The 14134-nt window shown below is 64.6% G+C and carries 12 protein-coding genes; 3 read left to right on the top strand and 9 right to left on the bottom strand.

The window, feature by feature from the left end:
• Positions 1-326: 326 nt before the first annotated feature.
• The 3 genes from VAPA_RS34100 to VAPA_RS26415 are packed head-to-tail and all read right to left on the bottom strand — an operon-like array spanning position 327 to position 6113.
• The gene (locus VAPA_RS34100) at positions 327-4223 is read right to left on the bottom strand and encodes a pilus assembly protein (RefSeq protein ID WP_021013052.1); all 3897 of its coding nucleotides are present in this window, start codon (positions 4221-4223) and stop codon (positions 327-329) included.
• Between the two features lie 42 nt (positions 4224-4265).
• Entirely contained in the window at positions 4266-4964 is a 699-nt protein-coding gene (locus VAPA_RS26420; RefSeq protein WP_021013051.1) for a hypothetical protein, read from the bottom strand.
• 9 nt (positions 4965-4973) lie between these two features.
• Positions 4974-6113 (bottom strand): PilW family protein, encoded by a 1140-nt coding sequence (locus VAPA_RS26415; protein ID WP_041946261.1) that lies wholly within the window; start codon positions 6111-6113, stop codon positions 4974-4976.
• Between the two features lie 238 nt (positions 6114-6351).
• Between VAPA_RS26415 and VAPA_RS26410 the strand changes: the two genes are divergently transcribed.
• Positions 6352-7575: an IS110 family RNA-guided transposase gene (locus VAPA_RS26410; protein ID WP_021003967.1), complete on the top strand. Its 1224-nt coding sequence runs from the start codon at positions 6352-6354 to the stop codon at positions 7573-7575.
• Between the two features lie 13 nt (positions 7576-7588).
• Here the strand turns inward: VAPA_RS26410 and VAPA_RS26405 are convergent, their stop codons facing one another.
• The 3 genes from VAPA_RS26405 to VAPA_RS26395 all read right to left on the bottom strand — a co-directional run bounded on the left by VAPA_RS26405 (position 7589) and on the right by VAPA_RS26395 (position 9148).
• Positions 7589-7954 (bottom strand): type IV pilus modification PilV family protein, encoded by a 366-nt coding sequence (locus VAPA_RS26405; RefSeq protein ID WP_230559046.1) that lies wholly within the window; start codon positions 7952-7954, stop codon positions 7589-7591.
• 95 nt (positions 7955-8049) lie between these two features.
• Positions 8050-8661, bottom strand: a complete 612-nt coding sequence (locus VAPA_RS26400; protein WP_021013048.1) for a GspH/FimT family pseudopilin — start codon at positions 8659-8661, stop codon at positions 8050-8052.
• Between the two features lie 7 nt (positions 8662-8668).
• Positions 8669-9148 carry a type IV pilin protein gene (locus VAPA_RS26395; RefSeq protein WP_021013047.1) on the bottom strand — a complete coding sequence of 160 codons (480 nt, stop codon included), beginning with the start codon at positions 9146-9148 and terminating at the stop codon, positions 8669-8671.
• A gap of 158 nt (positions 9149-9306) precedes the next feature.
• Here VAPA_RS26395 and VAPA_RS26390 point away from each other — a divergent pair, with 158 nt between their 5' ends.
• Complete coding sequence (locus VAPA_RS26390; protein WP_021013046.1) at positions 9307-11037, top strand: PglL family O-oligosaccharyltransferase; 1731 nt, start codon at positions 9307-9309, stop codon at positions 11035-11037.
• Here VAPA_RS26390 and moaC read toward each other — a convergent pair.
• Positions 11034-11525 (bottom strand): cyclic pyranopterin monophosphate synthase MoaC, encoded by a 492-nt coding sequence (moaC, locus tag VAPA_RS26385; protein ID WP_021013045.1) that lies wholly within the window; start codon positions 11523-11525, stop codon positions 11034-11036. The genes VAPA_RS26390 and moaC overlap by 4 nt on opposite strands.
• A gap of 54 nt (positions 11526-11579) precedes the next feature.
• On the opposite strand from moaC, the gene VAPA_RS26380 reads away from it, so the two are divergent.
• The gene (locus VAPA_RS26380) at positions 11580-13145 is read left to right on the top strand and encodes a M48 family metalloprotease (protein WP_021013044.1); all 1566 of its coding nucleotides are present in this window, start codon (positions 11580-11582) and stop codon (positions 13143-13145) included.
• A gap of 29 nt (positions 13146-13174) precedes the next feature.
• Here the strand turns inward: VAPA_RS26380 and VAPA_RS26375 are convergent, their stop codons facing one another.
• Positions 13175-13528 carry a phage holin family protein gene (locus VAPA_RS26375; protein ID WP_021013043.1) on the bottom strand — a complete coding sequence of 118 codons (354 nt, stop codon included), beginning with the start codon at positions 13526-13528 and terminating at the stop codon, positions 13175-13177.
• Between the two features lie 85 nt (positions 13529-13613).
• Positions 13614-14075: a hypothetical protein gene (locus VAPA_RS26370; RefSeq protein ID WP_021013042.1), complete on the bottom strand. Its 462-nt coding sequence runs from the start codon at positions 14073-14075 to the stop codon at positions 13614-13616.
• Between the last annotated feature and the right edge of the window lie 59 nt (positions 14076-14134).

The raw sequence follows: 14134 nt of genomic DNA, 5'->3' as shown, positions 1-14134 counted from the left end.
GCAGGCGGCGCGTTTGACGACCGCTCCTCCTCGGATGCGGATGCACGGCCGGACGTATGAACCACTTCGGCCGCCTGAAGGGACTCACGGGGCGGTAAAGGCAAAGGCGAGGGTGGCGCAGGAAGAAGGGGGACCGTTCGCACCCGCATGGAGGAGGCAGCGTCTCCGATCACACCCGTCGGCGCACCTTTCGGGGCGACAGGCGAAATTCGCGACGAAAGCACTGCGGCGTGAAGCGCCAACGAGAGCGCCGCGCTCACAAAAAGTACGTATCGCATCCTTGCCTGGCCCGGCGCATGCCGGGCCAAGACCGCTTTCATCGAAGTTCAGTCCACCAACTCGCGCCAGGAGGTTCTATGTACGCTGCCGGAGCCGGACGATGTCGCCACCGGCGGCGTCTCGATCACGTTGTCGCCATTGCTCTTCTGGTAAATGATGCGGGCATTGCCGTTGCTGTCCTGCACCCAGGTCATGCCCATGATCAGCCCGTCGGTGCTGAAGAGCCCGCCGGCCGGGTTGGTCGTGACAACGCCGCCATTGGCCACATTGAGGTAGTAGCGCCAGGCCGTGCCGCCCGACGCGCAGGCATCACCGTTCGGGATGGCGGTGGCAACCGACAGGGTGCTGAACTGCAGGCCCAGGTTGGTATTCACGCGTTCACGCGAATGCGGCAGGTCGATCCACCAACCGCCCTTGGTCGCCCAGTTGACCGACGTGTTGGATACCGAGGCCGATGTCGCAGTTGCCACAGGGCCATTCAACGTGAATGTCTGCCTGACAAAGTTTTCAGTGTCGGCGCGCACGTCGCTCCATCCGGTGGCGGTCAGCGTGTCCCTCACCGCGTAGATGCTTTGCTGCGTCGAATCCGCAATGTCTGACGAACCCAGGTACCGGCCCGTCGCAACCACGACCACCGGCTTGCCTGAAATCTCCACGGTTTCCGGTTTTGTGGTGATCGGTTGCGGCGTCGAGTCGTTGATCTGGAACTTGGCGAGCCGCATCGCTGCCCGGTTGGGTTGCAGGAGCCCGTCGATGTCGAAGCGCCAGAGGTTGCCTTGCTGATCGCCGCCGTAGAAGCGCTTGGCTGTGTTGTCGCTGGAGCTTTCGATCCAGGCGTTGATCTTTGCGAGGCCGCTCGGGTCGGTGCTGCTGCCGTCGCTGGTGGGAATGTCCAGCAGCAGGGCGCCGGTGTTGGCATTCAGAACGTAGAGGTGGCCTTTGCCGTCGCCATTGGTGTTGTTGTAGCCGGAAGCAAAGGCAACGATCCAGGTGCCGTCGCCGCGCTTTGCAATCACCGGGTTGCCAAAGCTCAGGCCCAGGTTGGGATCGGTGAACTCCCAAAGAGCCTTGGGATCGTTGGGGTCGGTGATGTCGAGTGCGTAGTAGCCGCGGCCGCCGCTGTTCAGGCCGCCAACAACAATGGTCTTCCAGGCGGTTCCAACCTTGATGTCGCCCATGACCGGTGCTCCGTCCACGGAGTATTGGTGCTTCGCTCCATAGCTCGTGTCGGCCATCTTGTAGAGGTTGGGCATGACCGTGCCCGGAACATAGGCCCAGAGTTCAGTGCCGCCCGCGCTGCCGGTGGCGGCCGAGAAGGCGTGCAGCATGCCGTCGTTCGAGCCAACGTACACCACGGGTGCGCGCGTTGACTGCGCCGTAACGAAATCGGCGTAGCCGGCGTCGGCGTAGCGGAAGGGCGGTTTTCCAACATAGACGGGGGCGCCGTTGATGATGTCGCCCAGCACATGTTCGCGTTTGCGATAAAGCGCGGCGATGCTGTTGTTGGAGCCGTCGACGCTGGCGGTTTCGTAGGTGCGTACGCCGCGCAGGTAGTTGACGAGGTTGGCACCATTGTTGGCCAGCGTCTTGTTGCTGTCAGAAAGCACCGAGCACTGCGCGGCAATGAGGGTCTGGCTGCAGAGATTGTCGAAGTAGCCCCTTTGTGCGGTGCTCAGGTTGCCGTATTCGAAGCTCTGGAGAGCCGAACCGTTGCTGAAGTAGATCCTGCGGTCAGAAGCAGCCGTCGCATCGAGTCTTGCCTGTGCAGACCACGTGGCGGTATTCGCAATGACGCCCGTTGAACCGTTGATTGCAAAGGCCTGCAGATCGCCGGTCCACAGCTGCGTGGTGTAGCTGGCCCGAAAGACCAGGTTGTTGTCACCGGCCACCAGTTGGAGCGAACTGGTCGATGCCGTAGCACCCGAGCCCGAGACCTGCTGCACCGACGTGACGACGCCGTTGATGGCTTCGCTCAGCGCACTGGCATTGAGTGCCGAGTAGTACTGGCCGCGGCCATTGACGGCTGCGTGCCACAGGTCGTCGACGTTGGTGGCATTACCGCCCTGACCGTCATCCAGGTCCGCGCCTTCGGGCACGGGCCAGCTCAAGCTGCCACTGGTCAGATCTACGTAGGAACCTGCGGTTTGGGTCAGGTAATTCTTGTCATAAGGCAAGGTGCCGCTCACGCCAAGGCCAATCGTGAACGAATTCATGTGCTGCCATGCGGCCTTGTCGCTTCCCACTGGGCGCACGATGTTGCTGCAGACATCCTGGCTGCTGCCGGAGCTGCTCGAAGTGCAATTGCCGAGCGCACTGGTGCGCAGGTCCGTCGCGAAGTAGTACTGGGCAACGTCGGCCAGCGTGTTGCCGGTACCGCCCGAGGTGGACGGTGTTTGGGTTGGCGTGCCTGTAATAGGGGCCTGGGCAACCGGCGTCGTGTTGGTTATGTCTGCCGGTGTAGACCATGCACTCCAGGCTCCTGCGACTGGATCCGAATAGACCGTTACGTCATCACCCTTGGCTGTCTGGTAGGTTGTGTTCGCGGTTCCGGTCGTGAAGCTGCTGCTGGCGGTGGGAGGGCCATTGCCTGTGAGCGACTCGGTCGGTGTCGCGGTGCTGATCCAGGCGGAAGTGACTGGCGTGCTGGTGCTTCTGGACGTCTCGACACCGTCGGTTGTCACTACCGTCTCGGAGTAGGACGAGGTTGCCGATTGAGGCGTTGTCCGGGTTCGGGTTTGCGTCTCGGTGTAGCGCTGATTCGTACGCGTGGTGACGGCATACCGTCCCCTGTTCGGATTGTTGGGCTTTGGCGTTGAGGAAATAGTGGTGGAGGTGCGCGTCCAGATCCTGGTTTGCGTCTGCGTGGACACCGAATCTCTCGTCAGCGCCTGGGTGTAGGGCGTCACGGTTGTGACGATGACTTGGGCGTCGTCCCGCATCGGGCGAGCCTCGGTACCGTCTTGCTGCCCGATCTCACTGGTACCGTTGAGCTTCAGGCCCTTGGTCTTGTTCCAGTAGCCGTCCGTCGAGAGGAGCGCATAGTTGCGTTGGCAGGAGTACTGGACCGGGTCGTAGCTCTGGTCAGGAGCTTTGTTCGCGAAGTACCGTCCCGCCTTGGACAGGGCCGAGCGCAACGGTGTCCACCCGTTTGGCGAGGCACTGTAGAGGCTGTTGTAGAAGTTTGTTTTTTGCGCCAGATCGAAATCTTTGACATCGCGAAAGTAGTTGTCGCCATCCACCGCGGTTCCATCACTGATTGTGCTGAAGCCAACGCGATAGCTCGAGTCGAGCGCCGCGATCGCCCGGCCCATGGCGGTACGCATCAACAGGTAGCGCTTGCGGTAGTACGAATACCAGTTGGCGTAGTTTTGAGCTTCGGCGGAAGCGCTGGTGACCGTCACCGGGTGAAAAAGACTGGTCGACGAGTTGGTCGAAGTCATGCATTCGTTGTAGAACGTGTTTCGAACGGCTCCGCTGCTGGTGTACGCCCAGCCCATCTTGGGTTGAGTGCCGCTGTATGTGTAATAGAGCCGGTTGTTCAGATTGACCGTTGAACTCGACGCGTCATAGCCATCGCTACGCGCTGCCGTAAAAACCGCATTGGGATAGGACGTTCCATCCGCGTTGAGCGGTGGCGAATAGGTCATCTCGGGGTCGTAAGCCACACCATTGCATTGTGCGGAGCGGTATCCATACTTGCCGCTGGACATTTGGTCCGGCATGTAATCATTGTCCATACTCCCCGAATCGTCCAGAACGAACAACAGGTTCGGCTTGGCTTGAACGGCAGGCAGCGTGGCCAGCGGCTGGTTCGACAGGTCTGTGGAGGCCGCCTCGACAACGGGGGCGAACAAACCCACCAGAAATGCACAGACCATCACCGCACAGCAGATGGCCTGCCTTTGGGGCTTTCGATCGAGGACAGGAGTGAGTCTATTTTTCATGGTGTTGGGTTTTCCGTCTGGCGCCGGATCGGCGCTCCCTCATCAGAAATGGACAATGGTTTCGGTGAAGCTGGCTGTGTTGCGCGCGCCCAGCACGCGCACCACGATGCGGTAGTACGGTCCGGATGCACCACCGGCAAAAGGCTGCTCGGCGTAGTTCATTTCGCCCTTCTTGGTCACGCTGGCACCGCTGCTCGAAATCGGCTTGGCGCAGCTGATGCTTGCATCCGTGAGGTAGTTGCCTGGTTTGGAGCAGAGCCTGAAGATGACGAAGCGTGCGTTGTTGTTGTTGATGGTGCCGGCATCCGCGGTCGTGACGGTGCAGCCGTTGTATGTGCCTGTCGTGGCGGACTGGCAGGTATTGCCATCCCAGTCGATCAGTTGGCGGTTGTTGCTGGCGGCAAGTTGCCGGCCGGTTACATCGATCGGCGGTTTTGCCGTGACCCCGTCGGCAGCAAGCTCCTGCGTGCTTGCGTAGTAGCCACTCGAAGCAGCGTCGGTGTTCAGGCTGGCGCTGTTGGCAGTCAACCAGTCAATGGCCTGGCGCGCGGCCTGGTCTGCGGACGAGGTGGCATCCTGCTTGAAACCCATGTTGCCGAGCAGGAGCGTGCTGGTATCTACCGAACGCACCAGCGCCAACGTTGCAAGCAAAAGCGCGACCAGGGTCAGCAGAGCAAAAAGCAGTGAGACGCCGCGCTGAGGGCTCTGGCGTCGGGAAAGATTCGATGGTCTGATTTGCATGGCGATGGCTCAGGAATTCCAGAGAACGTTGCGCAGCGGCACGATCGTGTCGTAGACCTTGAAGCGGTAGTGCTCCCATTCGGGGACGTGGCTCACCTTCAGTCCAAGGCACTTGCTGGCGCCATGGCAGGTCGTAGTGCCTGCGATGGTGGCGTTGGCACCGACATCCCACTGAGGCGCCCCCGCTGTGACGGTCTCCTTCTCGTACTGGTTGCTGCGCGCCACTACTGCAATACGAATCGCGAGCACTTGCAGCCAGCCGGCGTTGGTGGTGGGCGTGGAGTTGTCGTAAGTGTCGACAACGCCGTCGCCATTGGTGTCCTTGCCGTACATGGCCTGGACGTTGACGATCTGCGGATAGAGTTCCAATGGCGGGTCGGTCAGCGCTCCGTTCACAGGGGAGCGTTCGACCATCTGGAGGCTATTGGCGCTACTGACCGAGTAGCTGCGATAGACCATCGAACCCATGTTCAGCAGATAGCTGCCCGACGCGTATCCACTCGTCGGAAATATGCTGTTCTGGTTCCATTTGCTCGCAGCGGTGGCGGCGTGGGGTACGCGTGTAGGGCCCAGTGTCGTGGCTGGAGATGTTGTGTCATTGGTCACGCTGAACAGCGCGCAACCCATGCCGGTGCCTTGTATTTTTGGCACGGCGATCATCATGTTGCCGACCACGGCGCCGAATGAGGATGCCACCTCGAAGTAGTTGCTGGACTGCGGGTGGTCTTCCTTGAGGACCATGGGGGCCGAAAAGTTCGTGGTCCGGCCTTGCAAGACAGTGATCGTGTCCGGTGCGTTGGTGTCGGTTTCGGTGCCGTTGGTGATGACGATTGGGGCTAGCGGAAAGACGAACGACGCGCCGCCCGCGTCGTACTTTCCCGTCACCGGGCAGCCGAGTGCATCCGGGCTGGCCGCTGCACCGTAGCCCGCCATCTGCACATCGCGTTGAAGAGTGAAGAGCGACAACGCGCCATTGACCTGCGCATCGCTGCCCATGGTGATCGAGCGCTTCTTGCCTTCGGCGAGCGCGAGCACCTGGCTGATGACCAGCACTGTGAGCAGACCCAGGACAAGGCCGACCATGAGCTCGACCAGGGTGAAGCCCCGCTGGGAACGATGCTTGGAGAAGATGTATTTAGCGGTTCGCATCTCAGTGGTCCATGGCGCCATGCGCCTTCCGCGCCGCATGAAACGCGGCTTTAATTGCTGCTGCGGCGTCCGGCACAGAGGTCGGTTCAAACTTGGTGCGTTTAGCCCGTATCTCAGTGGGACCCGCGGCTCCACGAGCACCCCGTACTGTCGCCTGGGGCTTCGCGCCCTTGAGCACGCATCCTAGAGTTCGATGACGTGGGCCGCACGCCGATGTCGCCGCGCATTGGAGGCGATCATGGAAGTCATTCATTCCCGCTGCGCGGGCCTGGACGTTCACAAACAAACCGTGGTGGCGTGCGTGCGCATCGCTGGCGACGGCCCCCCGTTGCAGGAAGTGCGCACCTTTGCCACCACCACCTCGGCTCTGCTGAGCTTGTGCGACTGGCTCGACTCCTTCCAGGTCGAGGTGGTCGCCATGGAGGCCACCGGGGTGTACTGGAAGCCGGTGTGGCATGTGCTCGAAGGCCACTTCGAGCTGGTGCTGGCCAACGCCGCGCACGTGAAGAACGTGCCCGGGCGCAAGACCGACGTCAACGACTCGATGTGGCTGGCCGACCTGTTGGCCCACGGCCTGATCCGCGCCAGCTTCGTGCCCCCGGTGGCCGTGCAGGAGCTGCGCACGCTCACGCGCACGCGCAAGCAGCTCGTGCGCGAGAGGAGCGCGCACGCGCAACGCATCGAGAAGGTGCTCGAGGACGCCAACCTCAAGCTCAGCGTCGTGCTCAGCGACATCCTGGGCAAGAGCGCGCGCGCAGTGCTGCAGGCCATCATCGACGGCCAGGACGACCCGCAGCACCTGATCTCCTGCATCGGCCGCGTCAAGGCCAGTCGCGCCGAGTTGCTGGAGGCGCTGCGCGGGCGCGTCAGTACGCACCACCGCTTCATGCTCAAGCTGCACCTGAGCCATATCGACGCGCTGGACCAGGCCATCGCCGCCATCGAGAAGGAGGTGGGCCTGGGGCTCGAGCCGTTTCGACAAGCCGCCAAGCTCCTGAGCACCATGCCGGGCCTGAGCGCTGTCAGCGCCCACGTGATCGTGGCCGAGATCGGCATCGACATGTCGCGATTTGCCACGCCCGGCCACTTGCTGTCCTGGGCCTGCCTGTGCCCGCGCAACGACGAGAGCGCCGGAAAGCGCCGCTCCACCCGGCTGCGCCGCGGCGGCCAATGGCTCAAGACCACGCTGGTGCAGGCCGCCTGGTCCGCCGTGAGGGTCAAGGGCGGCTATCTGCAGGCGCAGTTCCATCGGCTGCGCGCCCGACGCGGCGCCAAGAAGGCCATCATCGCCGTGGCCGCCTCGATGCTCACCGCCGCTTGGCACATGCTGCGCGACGGCACCGAATGGCATGACCTCGGTGCCGCTCACTTCGACCGCGCCGACGCTCACAAAACCGCCAACCGCCTGATCCGACGACTTCAGCAAATCGGCTACGCGGTGCAACTCACTCCGGCTGGATAGGAAGCGTTTCATCCTAGTTCGCAGCCTTGGAGACGGTGGTGTGCGTGACGTACTGGTGCGTTTCGCCATTCGGCATCGTCCAGCTGATGGTGACGGCGACATCGCCAGAGCTTGCGTTGACGGTGACGGCGCCGGTTCCACGAGGCAGGCTGCTGCTGACCTTTCTCTGCCATTCGCTGCATCGAGCTTGGGAGGCGCAGCCGGTGCCGTCATAGCTCGCAAGATTGGTGAGGTCGGACCACATGCGTCCATTCAATTCGCTGGCCAGGTAGGTGGCATCGGCGCGCACCTTGGAATCGGTCTGCGCTCGCGTCATCGATGCCTGCAGGCCGACCAGCCCGAGCACGCCGAGCATGAAGATCAGCAACGCCACGAGCACTTCGATCAATGCGACGCCTCGAGCGTGCCGGGCCTCGCGGGGATCGCACCGCGCATGGCGGATTCGGCCGGGCGTACGCATGCGATTCACTCGGTTCAGCATTTGCGGGGATCCTTTGCCGTGCTGTCGACGATGGCCGGTTCGCACATGCGCACCGAGCCCGAGGGCGAGACAACGATGCGCAACGCGCGGGTGCCTGTAGTAGTTCCGGTCACGTCAATCTGGCCAATGGCATCGCTATTGGCAATGCGCCCAAAACCATTGAAGGTGACGCTCGTGCCCTCGGTCGATCCGTCTGCGGCTTGAACCGCCGCCACCGTGACTCTTCCGCCGGTGTCTCCGGCGGGACGTCCTGTAACGATCATGGGAGAACTGGTCGTCGACGGGGCGTCGGCGCAATGTCCGATCGGGGAATTCACGCTCACGATCCATGCGCCGCTGGCACCCGAGAGAGAGCAGTCATCGCTCAGCACTGCCGGGTCGTCGAGCGACACCAGCCAGAGCGACACATTCTGGTTGCGGCGCACAGCTTCGCCGCGCGCCAGTTGGAGCCCGTTTTGCAGCGAATCGGCAACGTTGCGAATGCGGGTGTTTTCCAGCCAAGTGCCGATGCTCGGCATGACGGCAAAGAGGATCAGCGCCAACACCGCGATGGTGACGATCAGTTCGACCAGAGTGAAGCCGCGTTGCCGCATGGTGATCGACATGGTTCGATCAGCAAGCGCTGCTGCTTGTAAGCCAGCACGATTGGGTTACGGTGCTGCCTTTGAACTGGGTGGTCGCGCGGTCGCCATTGTGGTTGAGGGTGTAGGTGTGTCCGACCGCTTGCCCCGCGCTTCCGGTGGCGGTGATGACGTAGTTCTGCTGGCTGTTCGAAGTCGAACAGGTGTAGCTGAAGTACTTGGCGCCGGAAGGCGTAAAGGCGGCCGCGGCATTGGCGGCGCAATTGGTTCCGGAAGGACCGTAGTTGCGGTTGTCCTGGTAGTACTGCTCCATCGTTGCCCGGTAGGCGGACAGTGTGTTGAATGCCTCCGGCAACTGGCCGCGGCGCACATAGTCGTTGTACGCAGGAATCGCGATCGAGGCCAGGATGCCGATGATCGCCACAACGATCATCACTTCAATCAGCGTGAAGCCGGACGAACCGCCCCGTGCCTGGACAGCGTGACGCAGATAGCTTGCTTGTTTCTTCAAGAGGACACCTTTCGGACCGATTCCGGGCCTTCCGCCAGAGGGCGGGCAACAGTTGCAGACAGCTGTCAAAGAATGTCTCTAATTGTGTTTTTCTGCAAAACCGCTCGTCTCCCACCTGCCGCCATTCGTCGGCCCGGCCGGTCGGCACAATCGGCGGAATGACTTCCCGCGCAGCGGCTGCCGAGGCGGTCGCTCTCCCATCTAAGGCCATCGGCGCCCTGCGTGCCGGGTTGGTCGCGTTCCCGTTTCTCTGCCCGCTCGTCGCCGGCCCTTCGGTCCAGGCCTGGCAGTTGCTGGCCACCTGGGTCTGCCTGGCGGGGATGCTTCTGGCCATTCCGGCCTCCGTGCCCGCGCGTGGCATCTGCGCCTGGCTGGGCGCCGGAGCGGCGGCGATCGTGCTTTTTTCCTCCCCGTACGCCACCGCCGCCGCATGGCTGCCCGCCGTGGTCGTGCTCGCCGCCATGGCGGCCGCGGCTTGCGTGGGGGCGGGCATGGCGCGCGGCGGGCCGGCCACGTCGGGGGTGCTGGCAGCGGGCGTACTCGCCGCCGGCCTCGTCAGCGCGGTTCTGGGCCTGCTCCAGTACTACGGCCTGGCCGAGCCGCTGGTACCCTGGACCACCACGCCCGCGTTGGGCCAGGCGTATGGCAACCTGCGCCAGCGCAACCAGTTCGCCACGCTGATCAGCATGGCGCTGGTGGCTGCCCTCTGGATCTACGCGGCGCAGCCGTCAGCGCGCATACGCCGCTGGCTGGTGGCGGCCGCGTTGCTGCTGCTGGTGGCCGCGGCGGCGTCCACCTCGCGCACCGGCCTGCTCCAGCTGCTGTCGATCGTGGGCGTTGCGGCGTTCATCGCGCGGCGGGAGCGCCGAGGTGCGGCCCTGGATGGTGCCGGCGCGCCGCCCTTCAGCCTGCCGCCGCCGCTGGTGCTGCTGGCGATGGTGCCGGTCTACTTCGCCATTGCCTGGCTGCTGCCGCAGCTGGCGGCGGGCGAGGTCGAGGGCATGATGCAGCGCCTGAAGGAGGGCGCGCCGGGCGACCACACGCGGATGATCCTCTGGCACAACGTGCTCTCGCTGATTGCCGCGCATCCGTTGACGGGGTGGGGCTGGGGCGAACTGGGCTTCGCGCACTACAGCACGCTGTACGACGGGGCGCGCTTCCCCGAGATCCTGGACAACGCGCACAACCTGCCGCTGCACCTGGCGGTGGAAATGGGCATTCCGGTGTCGGTGCTGATCTGCGGCGGCTTCCTCTGGATGGTGATGGCGGCAAGGCCCTGGCGCGAGCGCGATCCGGTGCGGCTCATGGCGTGGGGCATGCTGGGCGCGATTGCGCTGCACAGCCTGCTCGAATATCCGCTCTGGTACGGGCCGTTCCAGCTGGTGTTCGGGCTGTGCCTGGGCATGCTGTGGCCGGCGCGGGGTGCCGGCATGGCTTCGACGCGGCAGCGCTTCATGGCCCGGTGGCGCGAGCCGCCGGTCTTGTCTTCCATCGCGGCCGCGGTGCTGATGGCGGTGGTCGGCTATGCCACCTGGGACTACATACGCATCAGCCAGATCTACCTGCCGCGCGACGAGCGCCTGCCGGCCTATGAAGACGGCACGCTCGCCAAGGCCAGGAATTCATGGCTCTTCGCAAGACAGGTCGACTTTGCCGAACTGACGCTGACGGCAGTCACCCCGGCCAACGCCGCCGCGATGCATTCATTGGCCGAGCGCACGCTGCATTTCTCGCCCGAGCCGCGCGTGATCGTCAAGCTGATCGAGAGCGCCGAACTGATGGGGCGCGGCCAGGAAGCCCGCGATCAGGCGGAGCGTTTCCGCATCGCCTTTCCGGCGGAGTACGAGCGCTGGCTGAAGGGACTGCCCGTGGACAGGCTGGCGCCTTAGCCTTCAGGGCCTGCCAAGTAGCTCCCCGACTTGCCCCCATGCTTTTCCAGCACATGCACGTCGGTGATCCGCATGCCCCGGTCCACCGCCTTGCACATGTCGTAGACGGTGAGCAGTGCCACCTGCACGGCGGTGAGTGCTTCCATCTCGACACCCGTCGGCCCCACGGTCTCGACCGTGGCGGTGCACACCACCTGCGGCGCATTGCCTTTCTCGGCCAGCGCAAACGCCAGCGCCACGCGCGTGAGCGCCAGCGGGTGGCACAGCGGGATCAGGTCGCTGGTTTTCTTGGCCGCCTGGATGCCCGCGATGCGGGCGATGCCGAGCACGTCGCCCTTCTTGGCGGTACCCGATTCGATCAGCGCCAGCGTGGCGGGCTGCATCTCGATGCGGCCCGTGGCCACGGCCACGCGATGGGTGGCGGGCTTGGCCGCGACGTCGACCATGTGGGCCTGGCCCTGGGCGTCGAAATGGGTGAGGGAACTCATGTGTGAACGATCGGTGTGGAGGTGCATCATACGAGCCCGAGCCATGGACGAGGAATGCCGCGCTTGACTCCCTTTGCCACCAAGAAGACTTCTGCCGCGCCCGCTTTGCGGTCGCTCTGCGCTACCGTTTTAATAGCGTGCCAGGTTCTGCTGCCGGTTCCGGCCCGCGCGCAGCTGCAGGTGCTGCCAGGCTTGGGCGACGGCGGCGAAATGACGGCCAGTGCCGAGCGCCAGCTGGGCGACCAGATTGCGCGCGAGCTCTACCGCGACACCGACTACATCGACGACCCGGTGATCGCCGCCTACGTGCAGGACATCTGGCAGCGCCTGCTGGCCGCCGCACGCCAGCGCGGCGAACTCACGCCCGAGCTCGACGAGCGCTTTGCCTGGACCATCCTGCTGGGGCGCGACCGCAACATCAATGCCTTTGCGCTGCCGGGCGGCTACCTGGGCCTGAACATGGGCCTGATTGCCACGGTGGGCAGCCGCGACGAGCTGGCCACGGTGCTCGGGCACGAGCTGTCGCACGTCACGCAGCGCCACATCTCGCGCATCATGAGCCAGCAGGGCAGGCAGATGCCGCTGATGCTGGCCGGCCTGATCCTCGGCATGATCGCGGCCAGCAAGAGCCGCAATGCCGATGCGGGCCAGGCCGTGATGATGGGCAGCCAGGCGCTCTTCATGCAGAACCAGCTGAGCTTCTCGCGCGACATGGAGCGCGAGGCCGACCGCGTCGGCTTCGGCGTGATGACGCAGGCGGGCTTTGCGCCGCAGGGCGCGGCCGCCATGTTCGAAAAGCTGCAGTACGCCGCGCGCCTCAACGACAACGGCTCCTATCCCTACCTGCGCAGCCATCCGCTCACGTCGGAGCGCATCTCGGACATGCAGGGGCGCTTCCAGTTCCGCCTCGATGCGGCCCCGGCCATGCCGCTGGCCATGGACCACGCCATGATCGCCGCGCGCGCCCGCGTGCTCACGCGGCCGGGCGTCGACGTGCTGCGGCTGTGGGTCGATGCGGCCTCCAGCGGCGAGTTCGCGAAGAGCAGCGCGGCCCAGCAGGCCGGCACGCTCTACGCGGCGGCGCTGTCGGCCAAGGAGCTGCGCGACTTCCGGGCCGCGCGCGCCCTGGCCGAGCGCCTGACGGCGCGCACCGCCGAGGACGCCTCGGCCGCCAAGCTGGCGCGCTGGCTCAACGCCGAGATCGAGCTTGCCGGTGGAGGCGCCGCAAAGGCCGCCGGCCTGCTCGACGCCAAGTCGAAGGAACGTCCGGAGATGCTGCTCGCGGCCGATACCGCCGTGGCCACGCGTCAGCCCGCGCCGATGGTGCCGGTGCTGCGCGACTGGGTGGCCACGAATCCGCGCGACGCCACCGTCTGGCGGGCCCTGGCCAACCTGTACGGTGCGCAGAACGATGCCGTGCGCGCGGTGCGCGCCGATGCCGAGGCCAACGTCGCCATCCTCGACTACCCGGCCGCCCGGGACCGCCTCAAGGCCGCGCAGGAGCTGATCCGCAAGCCCGGCGCGCCCATCGACCATTACGAGGCGTCGATCATCGACACCCGCGCGCGGGCCGTGGAGGTGCTGGTGAAGCGGCAGGCCGAGGAGCCGCCGCTGAAGTGAGCGAGGAGCGCCCGCTGCCCGCCGCCGGCTCAGCGCTTGGAGAGCAGTCCGCCCAGCGCGGCTTCGATGACCAATCCAAGCAGCGAATAGATCAGCGAGCCGATCAGCGCCGCCACGAAGCCGCTCACGTGAAAACCGGTCAAGAGGCCCGATGCGGCCCAGAACAGCAGCGCGTTGATCACGAACAGGAACAGCCCGAGCGTGACGATGGTGACCGGCAGCGTCAGCACCACCAGCACCGGCCGGACGATCATGTTGAGCAAGCCGATGACGGCCGCGGCAATCAGCGCGGAGCCAAAGCTGCTGACCTGGACGCCGCTGTAAAGGTAGGCCACTGCCAGCAGCGCAACGGCGCTGAGCAGCCATTTGATGATGATGCGCATGCCGCAGGATACCGCAGCAGCCCCAAATGGCAACGAGCCCCGGCGCGTTGCCGCACCGGGGCTCGTTGGGAGGGGCGGTTCGCCCTTATTCGGCCAGTTCGTTCGCAAGCACCAGCAGCGCGCCCATGCCCATCACGGCGCCGGGAAAGGCCCAGCCCGATTGGCGCGGCGTCTGGTCGAGCGTGACCGGCTCCAGGTCGACGCCGATCTTGGGGCGGCGCGCATCGACCACGTGCGTGGCCGAATGCTCGCGCTTGAGCTGCTGCGTCAGTTCGGTCAGCGGGCCCTTGGCCAGCACCGGCGTCACCTGTCCGCCATTGCGCTCGAGCAGCGGCAGCAGCTGCGCCTGCACCTTGCTGAACCACTTGGCGCGCCAGTTCTCGCGCGCGCTGTGGCTCACCCACTTGCTGATGCGGTGGGTCATGCGCGGAGCGCACGCCACGAGCACCCAATGGCGCGCCACGACGCTGTTGGCGTCCGGAGCGAGTTCGGCGAACTGCTCGGCCGCATAGCCGGCATCGTCGACATACAGAATGACCTTTTCCATGGGTGCTCCTTCAAGTAGCTAGAGTGGCAGAGACCGGGCAGCAAGGGAAGAGCATTTTC

This window comes from Variovorax paradoxus B4, assembly GCF_000463015.1.
Classification (GTDB): Bacteria; Pseudomonadota; Gammaproteobacteria; order Burkholderiales; family Burkholderiaceae_C; genus Variovorax; species Variovorax paradoxus_E.
This window is presented reverse-complemented; position numbering and strand designations above follow the sequence as displayed.

What these genes read in the sequence shown, in the direction of transcription:
- VAPA_RS34100 (WP_021013052.1), bottom strand. Translation starts at nt 4,223, where the DNA reads ATGAAAAATAGACTCACTCCTGTCCTCGATCGAAAGCCCCAAAGGCAG.
- VAPA_RS26420 (WP_021013051.1), bottom strand. Translation starts at nt 4,964, where the DNA reads ATGCAAATCAGACCATCGAATCTTTCCCGACGCCAGAGCCCTCAGCGC.
- VAPA_RS26415 (WP_041946261.1), bottom strand. Translation starts at nt 6,113, where the DNA reads ATGCGAACCGCTAAATACATCTTCTCCAAGCATCGTTCCCAGCGGGGC.
- VAPA_RS26410 (WP_021003967.1), top strand. Translation starts at nt 6,352, where the DNA reads ATGGAAGTCATTCATTCCCGCTGCGCGGGCCTGGACGTTCACAAACAA.
- VAPA_RS26400 (WP_021013048.1), bottom strand. Translation starts at nt 8,661, where the DNA reads ATGTCGATCACCATGCGGCAACGCGGCTTCACTCTGGTCGAACTGATC.
- VAPA_RS26390 (WP_021013046.1), top strand. Translation starts at nt 9,307, where the DNA reads ATGACTTCCCGCGCAGCGGCTGCCGAGGCGGTCGCTCTCCCATCTAAG.
- moaC (WP_021013045.1), bottom strand. Translation starts at nt 11,525, where the DNA reads ATGAGTTCCCTCACCCATTTCGACGCCCAGGGCCAGGCCCACATGGTC.
- VAPA_RS26380 (WP_021013044.1), top strand. Translation starts at nt 11,580, where the DNA reads ATGCCGCGCTTGACTCCCTTTGCCACCAAGAAGACTTCTGCCGCGCCC.
- VAPA_RS26375 (WP_021013043.1), bottom strand. Translation starts at nt 13,528, where the DNA reads ATGCGCATCATCATCAAATGGCTGCTCAGCGCCGTTGCGCTGCTGGCA.
- VAPA_RS26370 (WP_021013042.1), bottom strand. Translation starts at nt 14,075, where the DNA reads ATGGAAAAGGTCATTCTGTATGTCGACGATGCCGGCTATGCGGCCGAG.